This is a genomic window from Rossellomorea sp. ABR4_004 (assembly GCF_056159585.1).
Genome location: NZ_JBSWVM010000001.1, coordinates 2291267 through 2307559 on the forward strand (window position 1 = coordinate 2291267; position 16293 = coordinate 2307559).

At 39.9% G+C, this 16293-nt stretch carries 20 protein-coding genes; 4 read left to right on the forward strand and 16 right to left on the reverse strand.

Going from position 1 to position 16293, the window contains the following annotated elements:
• Positions 1-6: 6 nt before the first annotated feature.
• From ACXAF2_RS11560 to ACXAF2_RS11595, 8 genes are all read right to left on the reverse strand, one after another.
• The gene (locus ACXAF2_RS11560; RefSeq protein ID WP_262481649.1) at positions 7-132 is read right to left on the reverse strand and encodes a hypothetical protein; all 126 of its coding nucleotides are present in this window, start codon (positions 130-132) and stop codon (positions 7-9) included.
• 112 nt (positions 133-244) lie between these two features.
• On the reverse strand, positions 245-1042 hold the full coding sequence (locus tag ACXAF2_RS11565; protein ID WP_315635237.1) for a hypothetical protein: 798 nt from the start codon (positions 1040-1042) through the stop codon (positions 245-247).
• A 28-nt stretch (positions 1043-1070) separates the two neighbouring features.
• Positions 1071-1769, reverse strand: a complete 699-nt coding sequence (locus ACXAF2_RS11570) for a hypothetical protein (RefSeq protein WP_475138823.1) — start codon at positions 1767-1769, stop codon at positions 1071-1073.
• Between the two features lie 11 nt (positions 1770-1780).
• The gene (locus ACXAF2_RS11575) at positions 1781-2212 is read right to left on the reverse strand and encodes a hypothetical protein (protein WP_475138824.1); all 432 of its coding nucleotides are present in this window, start codon (positions 2210-2212) and stop codon (positions 1781-1783) included.
• Between the two features lie 39 nt (positions 2213-2251).
• Positions 2252-2956: a hypothetical protein gene (locus tag ACXAF2_RS11580; protein WP_475138826.1), complete on the reverse strand. Its 705-nt coding sequence runs from the start codon at positions 2954-2956 to the stop codon at positions 2252-2254.
• Positions 2957-2991: 35 nt separating this feature from the next.
• On the reverse strand, positions 2992-4434 hold the full coding sequence (locus ACXAF2_RS11585) for a ribonuclease YeeF family protein (RefSeq protein WP_475138827.1): 1443 nt from the start codon (positions 4432-4434) through the stop codon (positions 2992-2994).
• Between the two features lie 14 nt (positions 4435-4448).
• On the reverse strand, positions 4449-4727 hold the full coding sequence (locus tag ACXAF2_RS11590) for a YwqI/YxiC family protein (RefSeq protein ID WP_324746062.1): 279 nt from the start codon (positions 4725-4727) through the stop codon (positions 4449-4451).
• A 28-nt stretch (positions 4728-4755) separates the two neighbouring features.
• Positions 4756-5106: a YwqH-like family protein gene (locus ACXAF2_RS11595; RefSeq protein WP_475138829.1), complete on the reverse strand. Its 351-nt coding sequence runs from the start codon at positions 5104-5106 to the stop codon at positions 4756-4758.
• 275 nt (positions 5107-5381) lie between these two features.
• Between ACXAF2_RS11595 and ACXAF2_RS11600 the strand changes: the two genes are divergently transcribed.
• Both ACXAF2_RS11600 and ACXAF2_RS11605 read left to right on the forward strand, forming a co-directional pair.
• On the forward strand, positions 5382-5900 hold the full coding sequence (locus tag ACXAF2_RS11600) for a PH domain-containing protein (RefSeq protein ID WP_475138831.1): 519 nt from the start codon (positions 5382-5384) through the stop codon (positions 5898-5900).
• Positions 5897-7327: a PH domain-containing protein gene (locus ACXAF2_RS11605; protein WP_475138833.1), complete on the forward strand. Its 1431-nt coding sequence runs from the start codon at positions 5897-5899 to the stop codon at positions 7325-7327. The genes ACXAF2_RS11600 and ACXAF2_RS11605 overlap by 4 nt, the downstream gene beginning before the upstream one ends.
• A 74-nt stretch (positions 7328-7401) precedes the next feature.
• Here ACXAF2_RS11605 and ACXAF2_RS11610 read toward each other — a convergent pair whose 3' ends face one another.
• On the reverse strand, positions 7402-8334 hold the full coding sequence (locus tag ACXAF2_RS11610; RefSeq protein WP_475138835.1) for an FkbM family methyltransferase: 933 nt from the start codon (positions 8332-8334) through the stop codon (positions 7402-7404).
• A gap of 262 nt (positions 8335-8596) precedes the next feature.
• Between ACXAF2_RS11610 and ACXAF2_RS11615 the strand changes: the two genes are divergently transcribed.
• Positions 8597-9088: a hypothetical protein gene (locus ACXAF2_RS11615; RefSeq protein ID WP_475138837.1), complete on the forward strand. Its 492-nt coding sequence runs from the start codon at positions 8597-8599 to the stop codon at positions 9086-9088.
• Between the two features lie 118 nt (positions 9089-9206).
• Here the strand turns inward: ACXAF2_RS11615 and ACXAF2_RS11620 are convergent, their stop codons facing one another.
• The 3 genes from ACXAF2_RS11620 to yiaA form a co-directional block, all read right to left on the reverse strand.
• Positions 9207-10709, reverse strand: coding sequence for a malate:quinone oxidoreductase (locus ACXAF2_RS11620; RefSeq protein WP_475138839.1), 1503 nt, complete (start codon positions 10707-10709; stop codon positions 9207-9209).
• A 333-nt stretch (positions 10710-11042) separates the two neighbouring features.
• A complete protein-coding gene (locus ACXAF2_RS11625; protein ID WP_475138841.1) occupies positions 11043-11591 on the reverse strand; it encodes a GNAT family N-acetyltransferase in 549 nt (182 codons plus the stop codon).
• Positions 11592-11702: 111 nt separating this feature from the next.
• Entirely contained in the window at positions 11703-12173 is a 471-nt protein-coding gene (yiaA, locus tag ACXAF2_RS11630; protein WP_475138843.1) for an inner membrane protein YiaA, read from the reverse strand.
• A gap of 371 nt (positions 12174-12544) precedes the next feature.
• Between yiaA and ACXAF2_RS11635 the strand changes: the two genes are divergently transcribed.
• Positions 12545-13540, forward strand: coding sequence for a tRNA dihydrouridine synthase (locus tag ACXAF2_RS11635; protein ID WP_475138845.1), 996 nt, complete (start codon positions 12545-12547; stop codon positions 13538-13540).
• A 380-nt stretch (positions 13541-13920) separates the two neighbouring features.
• Here ACXAF2_RS11635 and ACXAF2_RS11640 read toward each other — a convergent pair whose 3' ends face one another.
• The 4 genes from ACXAF2_RS11640 to ACXAF2_RS11655 all read right to left on the reverse strand — a co-directional run bounded on the left by ACXAF2_RS11640 (position 13921) and on the right by ACXAF2_RS11655 (position 16236).
• Positions 13921-14583 (reverse strand): DNA-binding response regulator, encoded by a 663-nt coding sequence (locus ACXAF2_RS11640; RefSeq protein WP_475138847.1) that lies wholly within the window; start codon positions 14581-14583, stop codon positions 13921-13923.
• Positions 14584-14716: 133 nt separating this feature from the next.
• Complete coding sequence (locus ACXAF2_RS11645; RefSeq protein ID WP_475138849.1) at positions 14717-15178, reverse strand: hypothetical protein; 462 nt, start codon at positions 15176-15178, stop codon at positions 14717-14719.
• A gap of 325 nt (positions 15179-15503) precedes the next feature.
• A complete protein-coding gene (gene rlmH / locus ACXAF2_RS11650) occupies positions 15504-15983 on the reverse strand; it encodes a 23S rRNA (pseudouridine(1915)-N(3))-methyltransferase RlmH (RefSeq protein WP_475138851.1) in 480 nt (159 codons plus the stop codon).
• Positions 15984-16077: 94 nt separating this feature from the next.
• Positions 16078-16236, reverse strand: coding sequence for a CxxH/CxxC protein (locus tag ACXAF2_RS11655; RefSeq protein ID WP_113969385.1), 159 nt, complete (start codon positions 16234-16236; stop codon positions 16078-16080).
• Positions 16237-16293: the final 57 nt, after the last annotated feature.

Sequence of the window (16293 nt, forward strand, 5' to 3'; positions counted from 1 at the left end):
CCGAGGTTACTTCCTTTTTTGGCTTTTCATCTTGTTCATTTCAAGCTCGGCAGCGTATTCTTCCTGAGTCTTCCCTTGTTTGAAGCTCTCAGATTGGATTTTTTTGAATTTGTTATCATTTTGATTTGGCATGTCCACACCTCCTGTCTTCACGGTTATTATGAACATGCTCGTGAAATTTATTCTTTACTCCATTTTGATATACAAGGCAATGAAAGCCCCATACCGCTAAAAGGGAGAGATTTTATTTCACTAGATGATTTTCCTTTACTCTCTCCAATACCCCGACAATCTCCCTTACTAATTTATCGCCCGTTGCTTGTTTAGCTTCTAACCATTCGATACCGTTTTTACTCATCATTCTTAACGTCCAATTATAAGAGGGGGATGATAGAACATGAACACCTTCAATATTCCATTCATTTTTATCTCTGTAGAACATCATTAATCGATTAGTATGAATCTTTCTTTGTATTGATTTATTAAACTGCTTTACTAGTAAACAATCAGAATCCATATTATTATTAATCGCTACCTGGTTTACATTAAAAATGGCCCGATGTTCACAGTAACTAAGATATTCCCTCGGGATAATGTACAGTGGATCACCCACTCGAACAGCTCGATCTTCGATTCCCATCAGCATCCGGGGAAAAATGATTTGTTTCATTGTATGGTTAGGTGCCGGGTGCTGAATCACCTTAAAGCTCATCTCACTCTCTTTCAGGCATTCAATGACCCGGTCATCACTAAAGTAAAAAATACTTTGTTCCTGATGATCTGTTACGATTTCTGCAACCAAATTGCTTCTTGCCAGAACCCACATGGCTTCAATAAATTGACCCTCGAATTTTAATTCTCCTTGGATATAATCCACAAGCCCCATCTTATTGAGCTTCTTGAACATACTTTCCCATTCCTTTTCCAGTTCATCATCTTCTTGATAATGAGGAAATGGGTTTGTTATTCCTATCAGTACTTTCCCGCCTAACATCTTTACCAGTAAATATAAGTCCTTGCTGGTCACTATCCAATTCGACAATTGTAATCCCCCTTTATAAACCAATGCCTTAACCGAATTTCCTCGATGTTTTCGGTTTTCCGAAATCAGGATAACTGTTTATGACTTTTTCATAATTGTTTTGAATGTATATAAACCGATGAATATAAGTCGATAAATAAGCTGGTAAGATGGATGCGACAGAGTAAGCTGTGATCATAGCAATCATATAGGCAGAATCAGTAACCAGATACGACATCAGAAATTGCGCAATAATATATCCAAAACTTGAAGCGGCTATTATTAAAGATACATTAAACTTTGATTCTCCATTTTGAAGTTTAGTATATGTACCTGAACATAGCATTTTTGCGTTAATAATTTGTATTGAAACCAGTAGCAAAAACATTAATAGTATCCCTATTACAAAATAACTGCTACCTTCAACGCCAACATGCCTATATAAGAACTTCTGAATCACCAGAAAATACACAAACGTATTTACAATTCCAAAGACACCAAGATACAAGTAATAAGACTTTTCGAATTTATAAGGGGCAATTATATATAAAAGAGCACAAATATGGATACATATTATCGGAATAAGAGCGGCCCAAAATAACGGGGCAAAAAAGGGAATACTCAGAAGCGGCAATAAACCTAAGAAGTCCATGCTTATTACTAAAAAACCAATTACGTTTCTTCTGTTTTCTATGGGGCATTGTAAATTCTGCAGGTAAAAGGTTGAGACTTCACTCTGTTTTTTCATTTGTGTTCCCTTTAACCTGTTTTTTTATTTTCATGAATATATGATATGACCTTGTTAATATCTGTCGTATAATATAAAACCTGTTTGATATCGTACATTACTTTATGTTCAACGATAAGGTACTCATCAGGATGGATGTTGTTAAAGAACTTTTTCCACTTGTTCCTCTTCTCCATCTTTTTTGTTTCTTCATCTAATTTTTCAGAGTCAAACTTGTAGACGCCGTAACTTGGCACTTCTATTTTAGTGTCAGGAAAAGCATTCTTTAACTCCTCGACCATTTCATTTTGCGGTTCAATCTCTGTCACAACCACCACATATTCTTCTGTTGCATCCAAGATTTTGTTTGATTGGTAGTCATAATCTTCATCACTCATTTCTTTTTCTGTGAAAATGGCGATGCAAAAACGGTTTTCTTTTGTTTCTTTCTTTTTTAAGAACATGTTAGTCATCCCTCCAAATATAACAATCTATAATTCAAATTAACCATTTTTTCTAAGTCTTTTTGGTACACCAAATTGAGGATATACTTTTTTTACTATATGTTCATTTTTTCGGATAAAATAGTATCGGTGCAGCGACGTTGAAAAGAAAGCGGTCAGTAATGACAAAATTGATACTCCTGTAATAATGATAATGATAAAAACAGATTCCGTCATGAAAGAAGAAATGAGAATTTGAGCTACTACATAGCCTATGCTTGAAGTGGTTATAATTGGTGATAGTTTCATCTTAGTACCTTTCTTTTGCAGCTTCGCATATGAACCGGAATACAGCATTTTGTGATTAAATATTTGAAAGGATACTAACAATCCCAGCATCAATACCAGACCCGCAATAAAAGGAACCCTGCTAACAACACCAATATTCACATATAAAAATTTTTGTATAACCAAAAAATATATATAGGTATTCACCACTCCGTATACGCCAAAAAACAGGTGATATGATTTCTCAAATTTATAGGGTTCCACTACATACAGTATCGCCCAAACATGTAATAAGCCCACCGGAATGATCGCCGGCCAGAAAAAAGCAAACGAGAAGGGTTCCCCCAATATAGGAAGTAACCCTATAATATCTAAAAAAAAGATGAAAAAAGCAATGATATTTCTTCTATTATCCAATGGTCTTTGTAAGTTCAGATAAGATAATGTTATTGGGTCTATATCTCGATGTTTGTTCAACACTGCCACCTCTTATAATTTTTCACTTAAACTTTTTAACTAAACCATGAGCCGACTTTATCAATAAGCCCTGTTGTACCTTTTTTAATTGCATCTCCAATTGAATCACTCTCGCCATCACCATCAACATCCATAAGCTTTAAATCACTTAATAAGGTGGTAACCACTATCCCTCCTACAGCCCCTGCAACTGCACCTACCGCTACACCAACTGGACCACCTAATGTTCCTGCATAGGCACCTGCCTGTGCTCCTGCATAGGCGGCACCCCAAATGGATGCTCCTGCCACCACGACATCTCCTGTTACATTTCCAGCAATTTCACTACCAGACTGTTTATGCTGAACCCCGTGGATGATATCACCAACAACAGTTGTTCCCACACCGATGTAACCGATTCTGTTTCCAGCCCACTTAAATGACTCTTTGACACTGGTCATGGGATCGACAAATTTATAGAGCTTTGTATAGTTTGTGGCATTCGTACCTGAATAGGTTCTTTTCTTCACATTGTATAATTCCGGTCTATCTACCTTTACCCTCACCCTATCCTTACCCTGTGCTGTAGTATAACTGCTTTTCGTCACACCAAAACCTTTTCTGGCTAGATTCACACCTTTCGCCGCCCCATACCCGGCAGCAGTCGCAATACCCAAATTCGTCGCCGCGTTAATCGGCTGCTCTCGCCACTGATCAAAATTGATCCCTAGTGTCGGCGTAGGATCCCATTCCGGTTGCAATCCATTCACCGTATCAGCCGCTTCAACCCCATTCTCGACAAATCGGGGATTGTTGGTCAGCTCTAAATAAGGGTTTGTCGACCCGCTATCGGACTCATATTGAGGGTTGTAACAGCTGTTGGGCTGATACGTATCGATCGAAATTTTCCCGTTGGAGAAAAGACCCTGGATTTGGTGGATGTATTGGTTCATGGTGTGGACGTCCTGTTGAATGGGCTCCAGGTTGGCGGATTGACTTTGATCAAACTGGTGAAGTTTTTCGACGGTTTGATCTTTTTGCTGCCTCGCAACGTGAACCTGCTGAAGGAAAGAATCATCCTGTAATCTTGGTAATGAGACGATATCTTGAACACTTTGAATCGTTTCATTGGACTCACTTGTTAAGTCCATGACCACATCTCTTCCCCGATTTAATCCGTTTTCCATGTCATTCTGTAAAAAGCTTTCCTGTATATATCCATTTTGGGCTGGCTCCAACCCTTGTAATTCATTTTTAATGGCTTTCAGGGTAGATTCATATGTTGTCACCATTTGCTGATAGAACCCCAGAAAGGATTGATGAGAATCCTGATAAAAAGACCGTATCGATTGACCCCCTTTTCCTTTGAAAGAGGCATCTTGAGAAATAAAGTCATTTATGGCTGATTCGACTTCGATCATCTGCTCTTTTTGCTGGGTTAACTTTTGAAGCACTTGTTCTATTCCTGAATCCAGAGACATGACATCCAGTGTTTTCATCCCAACTTCTCTCCTTACCTGGCTTTGATATGTGAAGACAGTTCCTGATCGGCATCCGCCATATCCTGGACAGCCTGTCGTGTCAATTCTTCATTTCGCATAAGCAATTCTTTATAACTCTGTACCATCTGTTCCATGCTTTGGTTCAACTCGTTCAATTTTGTTACCACTTCCAGGCGATTTTCATGTCCAATGTTACTAGGTACATCCGGTTGAAGAGATTCTGCAGAGGACTTAATTTTTGAAAGGTGGTGGTCTATCTCACCTTGCACTACTCTGATTTCATTACCCATACAAGCTACCTCCCACTTACTTTTCTTTCTATTCAACTGTTGCTTCAGCTTCAGATTCCAACCTATGAATGGTCTGTTCAATCGCCTGGATTTCACTTCTTATAGTTTGCATCTTACTGCTCAGCATAGAGAACACTTCACTAAACTGGTTATTTTCAATATCTGTAAAGTAATGAAGCATTCCTTCAACCCTTATTTCATCAAATTTATTTGCAAGCGTCCCTTGCCATGTGAATGCAGATAATTCAGGATTTGTAATGGATTCCCGATAACTTGAAAATTCCTGTTTGTTGCCTTGAAGTTTGCTCTGACACGCCTGAAGCCTTTGAAGTTGCTCACGTTTTTCCCTTAACAACCCGTAGTAAAAATATAAAGACAAGGACCTTCACCTCAATTGATTACTCTTCATAAAATTTTCCAATCTTTTTAACTATAACATGGATGAAATTTTGTCAGAATGATAGAATCTGTTTATTTTTAGTATATGCAAGTAATCCTTTTTACCTATTCGATATATTATTTATCAATGAATAATACGAACTATTAATTAATTATCACAATTTTTGTAAAATGAAACCTATTTCACAACTATTACTTTCCAGGTTCTGAAACTTTTCTTATATTAAACACGTATTTTAAGTCAGAGGTGAAAAAATGTACATAAACATAACTGAACCAACACAAACCATATCAATAAAAGCCACTAAAGTTTGGCGAATATCCAACACGATCGGACATACAACAACACTGCTCATCATAGGAGCCCTGATGATATGCAGTGACCGATTCGATTGGTACGACTGGATCGGAATCGTTCTTTACATTCTTGGAGGGCTTTTCATTGTCTCTTCCATAATTTCTATCTTCATTGAACCCACTTACCTGCAAAGAACCTGGCGCTATCAGGTAGATCAGGAATTCGTTCAGTTGAAATTCGGGAAGTTTCAGCAGCAGCATATCCTAATACCCATGGAGAAAGTGGAATACGTCCGCACAGAACAGGGGCCCATCATGCGTCGCTATGACCTTTATGACCTTGAAATCGGAACTACGACCTCCAGTCACAAAATACCTGCCATACCGGCAAATGTAGCGAAGATATTGAAAGCAGAAATTGCCACCTTCGCAAAGATTCGGGATAAAGATCCAAAGGAAGGAGAAATGGGAGCATGATCCAAACTGCCAAACGATATCACCCAGCCTATATCATCGTGGAATTAGTATCGACCGCGAAGGGCCTATTCGGGTTCTATATCCTCCTGTTCCTACTTAAAGCGAATTCAACAGCCGGGTGGGTGATATGGGGCCGCTACACCCTGCTGGCTGCAACAGCGGTATCTGTACTATCCATCTTTGCCAAGTGGACCTTCAACCGCTATGAATTAAGTAATAAAACCATCCTCTTTAGAGAAGGGATGTTCGTTAAAAAGCAAAAAACGTTCTCCTGGGATCGGATCCACAGCCATAGATCCAATACCACCTTCATTCATCGCTGGTTTGGATTAACTTCTTTAACCATGGAGACAGGGACGAGTGGAGAAAATGCCCGATTTGAATTTCCCGTCATCACACAAGGAGAGAAAGTTCGCATTTTATCTTATCTCGAACAGAAGCAAAACAAAGATGTATCAGAAGATGGTAAAAAGCCGGAACACACAGTACACTTTCGAGCGACCAGGAAAGATCTGATTAAAGCATCCTTCACGTCACTCAGTTTCCTGGCGATCTTCCCATTACTGAGTGCCATCTATTTCAATCTGGCCGATTTCTTTTCCATCGAAGAATCAGCAGAAAGTGCCTGGCACTACTTGCTCGATCACGTGTGGATCCTGATCGTCCTTTTTCTTGCTGCCATGATCCTGTCCATCTTCATTGGCTTTGTCAAAACGTATATGAAGTATGGAAACTATGTCATTAGTGATGACGAGGAACGGATTTATATTAAAAAAGGAATTGGGAATGAGGTCAGCTATTCGATTCCAAAGAATAAAGTACAGGCTGTCAGAGTGGAACAATCCATTGTGAAAAGGATACTGGGGCTTGTTTCGATCAAGTTGATCAGTGCCGGCTCCTCTGAAGGTGAAAAAGAGGAAATAAGTTCTTTATATCCTTTCATGCCAAAACGTGAAGCTTATGATATGCTGCACACCATCCTTCCCCACTACCCGATCAAAGAGGAGATGGAACGCTTCCCACTAAAGGTCCTTTGGCTGAAGCTTTTCCAACCGTATTATTTGACGATTGCTGCTGTAGTGGGCCTATGGATCTTTAAGAGGGAATGGATTTGGATCGCGGGGATTGTCTTTGGAGTATCCATCCTCCTCCGAATCCTTGATTACTGGTTTACAAGCTACACCCGCCATGATCAAACCGTCCAAATTCGAAAGGGAGGCTGGTTGAACGAAACCTTCGTCACCCATCGTGACCGGATCGAGCAGGTGACTGTGAAACATGCCTGGCTTGATCGTAAGTTCGGAGTGGCTACCATCATGTTCTCGAATCGGGCAAATCCGACTCATGAGAGTTTGTTGTTTGGTGTTTCAAAAGAGGAAGCGGGTACGTTTTATGAATGGTATCATAAGAAATCCGTCTCTATGTGAGACGAATTTCTATTTTCTGACCTGATCATCCACTATCGAGAATAAAAAAATCTACCCCGGGATGAGGTGGAGCTTTACACATAGCTTATATGCAGTCGTTCGATAAAGGATTCATCACTCACCAATAAAAAATCAGTATGAATATAATCCGTTCCAAACAAATTTTTCAGGTCCATGTAGTTGTAATGGGCTGCCTTTACCAAACTATGGTCTTCCTTATATACGAAGATCGTAAAGTACGTTTGTAGAATCAGGAGAAACTCATCTACACTGATACCCAGCTTTTCAAGGTATTCACTATTGAATTCAATGAATCCAAGGATTGACTTACTTGTTTTGAAAAGGTTAGTCATCCCTTTTAAGACAAACGCTTCATATCCCTCAACATCCACTTTAAAGAGGACTGTTTCATAGGTTTGATCATGACAAAGGGTATCAATGGTGATGGACTGGACAGGTACCTTATCTATTAACTTATGAGAAGGTTCATACGTGGCTGAAGAGGTACCAGACCAATGCCTATCAACAAAAAAAACCGTTTCTTCATTGTCTTTATCCGAGGCAATCGCATTGTAGATGGCTATTTGTGACCGGTTAGGATGTGCTTCTTTAGATTGTTCAATAAAAGGTATTAAACGGCTGTTCGCCTCCACGCCTATTATCCTGGTCCCGGGTGGATACTGAGTAGAGAAGATACACTCCCCATAATTCACGCCTACATCGATGACCAGGTCGGGATTCATTATCTTCACAGCCATGGACCAGAATCGATCGAGCCTTTTTTGGGTCACCCCATTGCTGATCAGGAGTGCCCTTCCCCGATTTTCTTCAGAATCTATATAGAGAATCGTGGAACTGGGCAGTGTTAACGTTTTAGGCAGCTTTTTTATATTCAATGTTTTGTACTTTACTAAAATCCCTATATCGATCATAAATTTCCAAGTTTTCGGATAATTTTCCCATACTCTCATAAGATAAGGCTTTCGAATAGCAGCATTCCACTTCATGTTTGACACCCCTTTGAAGAAATCTGTTTAGAGGTATACATTCTTAGATGCTATCGGAAAACCCTCTATTAAAGGGCTTTCTTCATGAAATCTTTACAAAAGAAGAAAGTAATTATTTTTTCACTATGTGTGATAATCTCGTTGTGATAAAACTATATTGTGTTGAGGGTCATCTGTTTTTCTTCGGCTTGTCCGTAGTTTTGCAGGGAAAGCATAACTTCAATACCGGACCATTCAAATCAAATATGAATGGAGAATTTTCATGGTAAAATTCATGTCTTTTTACGGTACCATCACCATGATCAGTGATTTTATGACAGGGCAAAATGGAGAAGGGGAAGGCTGTTATAAATTAATATCTGTAGAAGATGGAGCAGGTGGTTCGGTGAATTTTGTCGTGTCACCAACCACCTATTTTGTGGACCATGTAATGGTGGCTGTAGGGGATAGGGTAACCGGATATTATGATGGGAACGCTCCTGTTCCTCTTATTTATCCACCACAATATCGTGCACTTGTCATGGTAAAGGAAAGCACATCTCAAAATGTAAAAGTTGATTATTTCAACTCACAGTTGGAGAGCAGCGATGGCATGCTAAGATTAAATCTATCCCCCTTTACTCAAATGGTATTAACCAACGGACAATCCTTTTCAAAGTACCCTGGCAACCGGAATCTGATCGTGATCTATGGGCCCGCCACGATGAGTATACCTGCTCAAACGACCCCTTATAGAATCATTGTTTGGTGTTAAACATTTCGTGCTATTTTTAAGCTTTTCTATGTACGGATGGAATTCTGGTAGATTACACGAAATAAACCCAAACCATGGGCTTGGGTTTATTTCAAATATATTTTAAGTTTGCACGGCATTAACTATAAGCTAGCTCTTTCCCATTTAGACCAAGCGTCTCTGCTGTTGAAGTATGAATTTCTTTAAACAGCTCCGGGTTATCCACTAGTGACACACCATAAGAAGGAATCATTTCCTTCAGTTTCGGCTCCCACTCATTCATATGCTGCGGGAAGCATTTACCAAAGACCTCAAGCATAACGTGAACAGCAGTGGAAGCACCTGGTGAAGCACCAAGCAATGCTGCTACCGATCCATCAGCGGAACTGACTACTTCTGTACCGAATTGAAGAGTTCCTTTCCCGCCTGCCTCAGTATCCTTGATCACCTGAACACGCTGGCCGGCCACTACGATATCCCAATCCTCGCTTTTGGCGTTAGGAATAAACTCCCGAAGCTCTTCCATGCGCTTTTCATTCGACAACAACACTTGCTGGATCAGATATTTGGTCAACGACATCTCTTTGGCGCCTGCCGCGAGCATCGTGAGGACGTTATTCGGTTTGACGGAACCGATTAAATCCATATTTGATCCCGTTTTTAAGAACTTGGGCGAAAATCCTGCAAACGGTCCAAACAGTAACGACTTTTTGTTATCGATATATCGTGTATCAAGATGCGGAACGGACATCGGGGGAGCCCCCACCTTGGCTTTACCATATACTTTGGCATGATGCTGCGCTACTACTTCCGGATTGTTACATACCATAAACAGTCCGCTTACCGGGAATCCTCCAATATGTTTTGATTCAGGGATACCGGTTTTTTGAAGTAGAGGAAGACTTCCGCCTCCACCGCCGATAAAGACAAACTTTGCCGTGTGATGTTCGATTTTACCGCTGTCGATATTATGCACCTTGACTTCCCAAGATCCGTCACTGGTACGTTTAATATCCTTCACACTATGCTTGTAGTTTATCTCGACATTTTGCCTCGTTAAATGATCAAACATCATTCGTGTTAAAGCCCCGAAGTTGACGTCCGTCCCGGAGTCGATTTTCGTTGCCGCTATCGGTTCATTCGATGTACGGCCTTCCATGATGAGCGGAATCCACTCCTTCAGTTTTTCAGGGTCATCGGAAAATTCCATCCCTTGAAACAAGGGATTACTTGACAGCGCTTCCAATCGTTTTTTCAAAAACGCTACATTTTTTTCCCCTTGCACCATACTCATATGAGGTATAGGCATGATAAAGTCTTGCGGATTACCTATCAAATCTTTGTTTACAAGATAAGACCAAAACTGTCTTGAAAGCTGGAACTGCTCATTGATTTTAGTCGCTTTACTTATATCTATCGATCCATCAGATTTCTCGGACGTATAGTTGAGCTCGCATAATGCAGCATGCCCAGTCCCCGCATTATTCCATTCATTCGAGCTTTCTTCACCTGCACTTGCGAGTTTCTCAAACACTTTGATTTCCCATTCCGGTGCTAACTCTTTCAGCAAAGATCCCAAAGTCGCGCTCATGACTCCGGCACCAATTAAAATAACGTCTGTTTTTTTCTGTATGCTGCTCATGATAACCTTCCTTACTCTTTATATTTTCAGAAAAGAGTAAGCGCTCATGCCCGGTCTCACTTAAAGCAAGGCGCCACCCTGGAACTCACCTGTTCTGTTATAACCATACCACAATCTATTATACTGATTTAGTGATCAAAATATCTACCATTATCTGATAATTATATACTATTTAGAGCTTTTAAAAAAGTGCAAAGTCCGTTTTCAAAGACTTGGTAACCTAGTAAATAAAAACATGGACATAGGAATCTCTTCCTACGTCCATCATCTAAAGCCCCTGGGGGAACCTGATCACATTAAACGGATCGTACTATTTTTTACACTCAGTCCAATCTATTTGCGGTCTTCCGGAAGATAGGCCATTTCAATGCGCACTTCCTTGTTCTTGACATCATCATTTGAATAGGAAATGGTATTGAAACCAATCATGTCAAAGTCATTTCTCAAGTAAAACTGTACAGCAGGGTAATTGGAAGTCTGCGTTTCCAACATGATGGACCTGACACTCAATTCATCGGCTCTTTTCTTCGCTGCCGCGATTAAGCTATTACCAATTCCAAGTCGTTGAAATCGGGATTGGACATACAAATCATGAATCAACAAAGTATGATTCCATCCCATTTCCTGAATCACCATAATGGCAGCTTCTTCTCCATCCCATTCTGCCAAATAGACTTCAGATCCTTCTTTATAAGGTTCAAAAATTTCTTCCTCTAACTCTTTTACAAAAGGTGTTTCAAACGTTTCTTCCTTTAAAGAAAAACTCCAGCCATTTTCTGTTTTTTCACTATGTAGATGATAATATTTCTGAGATGTATAGGTATAAAACACTTTTTTTCCAAACGGAAAGTCTTTTGGGTGAATTTGTCGAATGGTTAGCATTATGATCTCCTATAAATTTTTTGAAAGAACCGTCCTTTATATGGAACGGTTCGGGGTATTTATAATGACTAAGGGTTGTACTGTTAACAGTACAACCCTTCCCTTTTATTATTAATCTCTTTCCCTGGCCACCTGCGTATCCCGGATATTTTTCTGAATGGTGATAGCAGCAAATAGGCTAAGAACAAATGACATACCATAAAATCCTTTTTCGCTTAAGATGATACTACCCGCATTATAAAGTCCGATCGCCATCAAGGAAATGGCTACAATCACCGCAAACCAACTGAGCCCGTAATAGATGCCCGAAACAGGGATATCCTCTTCCTTGTCCCTTACCGCTTTTTGCAGGGATACAGCTGCATACAGTCCGAATACCAACACTGCAAAGTAATACCCCTTCTCATTCAATTCCATTCCTGCATTGAACAGGCCGATCAGGTAAGCGGAAAGACCTATTACCAAAGCTGCCCAACTTGCCCCTTTAAATGCGGAAGTCGGTTCCCCTTCTTTTCTTTCCACCTTGATCTTTGGTTTCTTTTCATCATTCTTCATTAACGGGTTTTCATTGTATTCAGACATTAGCCGCTCCCCTTTACTGTCATTCAATATGCAGGATTTCCCTGCAGCCTTAAGAATTATTATAGCAATTTTTTACAGATAATGAGTGAAATTTTCACTTACATAGTATGGTTTTTTTCAGCAAAAATGGCCAGTCCCCAGTGTGCGTAGCGTTAGCTTGCTAGGCAAACGACCCTTTTTTCTTCTTTCTTTAATTCCATTTCTTTTAGTCATGAAGAAACACGACGAATCATCCCCTTGCACTTTTCTCTTTTTACTATTAAAGTATATACTGGTTGAAATCCAGTCTAACTGGGAATGGATAAAACTGAAGGACTTTACTTTTTAATTTTGGGAACATGTTTTCCTTAAGGAAAGGGTTTAAATATATTATGAAAGATAATTTTTGGCATGAGTTGCCTCGGCCGTTTTTTGTTCTCGCACCGATGGAAGCCGTGACCGATGTCGTTTTCCGTCATGTCGTGAGTGAAGCGGCGAGACCTGATGTGTTTTTTACAGAGTTTACGAATACGGAAAGCTACTGCCATCCGAAAGGAAAAGACAGCGTACGCGGGCGTCTTACGTTCACTGCAGATGAACAGCCGATCGTCGCCCATATTTGGGGGGACAAGCCCGAATATTTCCGTGAAACGAGTATCGGTGTGGCTAAAATGGGCTTTCGCGGAATTGATATCAATATGGGCTGCCCTGTGCACAATGTCGCAGCAAACGGGAAAGGCTCCGGCCTGATCCGCCGCCCGGATGTAGCAGCGGAAATCATCCAGGCAGCCAAAGCGGGAGGACTTCCCGTCAGTGTGAAGACCCGTCTTGGTTATACTAAAGTGGAGGAATGGCACGACTGGCTGAAGCACCTGTTGGAACAGGATATTGTTAATCTGTCCATTCACCTCCGTACCAAAAAGGAAATGAGTGACGTAGATGCTCACTGGGAATTGATTCCGGAGATCAAGAAACTTCGTGATGAAATTGCCCCTCATACATTTCTAACGATCAACGGAGACATTCCTGACCGCCAGAAGGGACTTGAACTCGCGGAGAAATATGGCGTGGATGGCATTATGATCGGACGGGGGATCTTCCATAACCCATTCGCTTTCGAAAAAGAGAAGAGAGAGCATACCAGCCAGGAACTGCTCGATCTCCTGCGACTGCAGCTCGATCTTCATGATAAATACTCTGAAGAACTCGAACCGCGGCAATTCAAACCGCTTCGCCGCTTCTTTAAGATCTACGTTCGAGGATTCCGTGGAGCAAGTGAGTTGAGAAATCGTCTGATGGAATCAGAATCCACCGATGAAGTTCGTGCTCTGCTTGATGAGTATGCTGATGCAGTGAAAGATGAGGAAGGCTTTTCTATGTCTAAGTAAAAAAGAGAGAGGAGCTAAATAATGCTCCTCTCTCTTTTTTTGAATCCTTATTTATTTTGTATGGGATGAGGAGAAACAGTTAACGCTTATTGTGACAATGGAAGTATGATTAAATTATTGAAAAACCCATTTCTCACTTCTTTATAAATAAGAATTCATGTCCATCATTGAGTTAACCAGCGGATGTAAATTAAGCGGAGTTTCTCAAGTTAAATACAGGTTGAAGCTCTTTTTAGAGGTATTTAAGAGGAATTTTTCCGATTATGCAAAGTACAATTCCACATTTTCACGTTTTTTGAGTCTATAGACGGCATTCCTCCGTCTATTTAAGCTATTTTCAATTCTAGTTACTAATTATGCGGAATTTTTCCGTCTATTTATCAGATTGGGTGTTTAATTTGATTCCCCAAGCGATAAGAGCGGATTCTCTTGATCCCAGATGAGGGAATCAACATCTTTTTATCAACTAATTGAGTAAGTAATTTTTTTACCGTCTTGTCACTTAACTTCATATACTTCTCAACTTCTATAGGGGATATAGCTTTTCCTTGTCGAATTGCTAGCCGAAGCACTTCCTTTTCAGCAAAGGATAGAGTAGTCTGATCCAGCTCATCACCTAGCCATCGGCCAATCACTTGCTGAACAACCTGCTGACATCGACGAGGTTTTTCTTTAACTTGGTCATAAGAAAAGCTGATTACAGTCCAACCGTCAATCATCAACTGGTTTTGACGTTCCAGACTGTCGGAAAATTGCCATCTGCTTATATTCCTTAAGTGAGGGCCATACCCGTCGACCTCAAAGCAAATCCGGATGGCTGGACGAATGTAAGCAAAATCTAAATACCGTTTTCCATCCTTAAAATCATTGATTTCAAACTCTGGATGAAGATACCGAAAATGATAAAATGAAGGCCACCAGACTTGCTTCAAAAACAACTTTTCAGCCTGATTGTGACCTTCTTGTAAACGCCTCAACCGTTCACCGTTTCTTTCCTGAAAGTGAGCATTCATAAAAGCCTGGTACTCTTCTTCGAATCCCAAAGAAATCCTCCTTAATAATCGTGCCTTTACAGCAAACTTTAGCCAATTCATCAAAAAAATTATAAGTTAGACTAAATGAAAACCGTTCTTTCCTCCATTTCTTCTACTATTAAATTTTTGAAAAGACCTTTATCTACCCCTCAATTGGAACCATAAAACCATATTCAGGAACTCCATACTTGGCAATCATCTTTTTCCTATACTCCTCAAATGATAAATGAAAATTTTCAGGGGGGGTTCCAAATAGGATGGTAAATACTCCGTTTTCAAAAGAAATCAAATAGCTTTTCTCCTGGTTAACATCCCCCTCCATAAGTGATGCCTTTAACTCTTCCAATTGAGCAACTGTTAGACTATCGTTCAAAATCACCTTTTCGCAACTTCCATCTTTATTTTCCAATACAAACATACCGTATCCTTTACATTCCTCTTCCTTGTACTTAATAGAGTTTTCGATATATTTTTCTATTGTTTTGGTGTAATAATAACCGCACATCATACAAAAGATGTACTTCTCATTAGTTTTGTAATAATCATCTACAAAAGCAGAACGTTCACAACCGGGGCATTTAATAGCATACATAATCGATGCCAAGAACGAATCATCTCCATTATTTATTTATTGGGATTTGGGACAGATTTTTTAAAATGAATGAGTGTAAAATCTAGAGGAAAAAAGAAGCTTAATGTGGTTTCAATGGGAGAAATTAAAAAGCAGATAAAGAATCACGGAGTAGTTAAGTTAAGAAGAATTTGAGGAAAGAACTACTTTTAGTCTAAAAGAATTTTTTTATTTGTCAAACTATTTTCTTTTCACTTAAACAATAATACCTTCCTTCTCATTTTTATTTGCCCCTGGAAAAATTATTATATTGTTGCCTCCCCAACAAGTAGGAGAGGCATTTGGCTTACAACTACATTCATTTATGATACGGTTCACCCCGATTAATACGAAATGCCCGATAAATTTGCTCCACCAGGATCAATCGCATCAATTGATGGGGGAAAGTCATCTTTGAAAAAGAAAGGGTCTCATTGGATCGCTTGATCACATCTTCACTCAATCCAAGTGACCCACCGATAACAAATGCCACTTTGCTTTTCCCGTACGTAGCAAGCTTGTCCAGATTATCGGCGAGATCTTCCGATGAGCGCATCTTCCCTTGGATCGCCAGGGCGATGACATGGTGATCAGGAGAGATCTTAGCTAAGATCCGTTCGCCTTCTTTATTTTTCACTTGCTCCATTTCAGATTCGCTCAACACTTCCGGAGCTTTTTCGTCGGCAAGCTCGACGATTTCTATCTTTGCATAAGCACCTAAACGCTTTACATATTCTCCTATTCCTTGCTTTAAATATTTCTCTTTTAATTTACCAACCGTTACAATGGTGATATTCACTATCCACACTCACTTTACAAACAATTTACAAACACGTTATCCACAGACTTTATCCACATATCCACAAACTCATTCCACATATCGTATGAGAATATTAGTTCGCCACTATATATATTGCGTTATTCCCACAATATTCACATGTTGTGGATAACTTCTTTTCTTCAGAAAGCTCAGTCAGTTGAGGCGCTACCTCATGCTCATCTACGACAATATCCATGGCTAATTCTACATGCTCTAAGCAGCAGTAAATCATGTCAGTTCCTCCTAATCTTTGGTCTAATTTTAGAGTATATACTTATCCACAGTTATC

Coding starts and splice junctions, on each gene's coding strand:
- ACXAF2_RS11620 (WP_475138839.1), bottom strand. CDS start 10,709: ATGAGCAGCATACAGAAAAAAACAGACGTTATTTTAATTGGTGCCGGA.
- ACXAF2_RS11615 (WP_475138837.1), top strand. CDS start 8,597: ATGGTAAAATTCATGTCTTTTTACGGTACCATCACCATGATCAGTGAT.
- ACXAF2_RS11585 (WP_475138827.1), bottom strand. CDS start 4,434: ATGAAAACACTGGATGTCATGTCTCTGGATTCAGGAATAGAACAAGTG.
- ACXAF2_RS11600 (WP_475138831.1), top strand. CDS start 5,382: ATGTACATAAACATAACTGAACCAACACAAACCATATCAATAAAAGCC.
- ACXAF2_RS11610 (WP_475138835.1), bottom strand. CDS start 8,334: ATGAAGTGGAATGCTGCTATTCGAAAGCCTTATCTTATGAGAGTATGG.
- ACXAF2_RS11625 (WP_475138841.1), bottom strand. CDS start 11,591: ATGCTAACCATTCGACAAATTCACCCAAAAGACTTTCCGTTTGGAAAA.
- ACXAF2_RS11605 (WP_475138833.1), top strand. CDS start 5,897: ATGATCCAAACTGCCAAACGATATCACCCAGCCTATATCATCGTGGAA.
- ACXAF2_RS11560 (WP_262481649.1), bottom strand. CDS start 132: ATGCCAAATCAAAATGATAACAAATTCAAAAAAATCCAATCTGAGAGC.
- ACXAF2_RS11590 (WP_324746062.1), bottom strand. CDS start 4,727: ATGGGTAATGAAATCAGAGTAGTGCAAGGTGAGATAGACCACCACCTT.
- ACXAF2_RS11635 (WP_475138845.1), top strand. CDS start 12,545: ATGAAAGATAATTTTTGGCATGAGTTGCCTCGGCCGTTTTTTGTTCTC.
- ACXAF2_RS11575 (WP_475138824.1), bottom strand. CDS start 2,212: ATGTTCTTAAAAAAGAAAGAAACAAAAGAAAACCGTTTTTGCATCGCC.
- yiaA (WP_475138843.1), bottom strand. CDS start 12,173: ATGTCTGAATACAATGAAAACCCGTTAATGAAGAATGATGAAAAGAAA.
- ACXAF2_RS11570 (WP_475138823.1), bottom strand. CDS start 1,769: ATGAAAAAACAGAGTGAAGTCTCAACCTTTTACCTGCAGAATTTACAA.
- ACXAF2_RS11655 (WP_113969385.1), bottom strand. CDS start 16,236: ATGATTTACTGCTGCTTAGAGCATGTAGAATTAGCCATGGATATTGTC.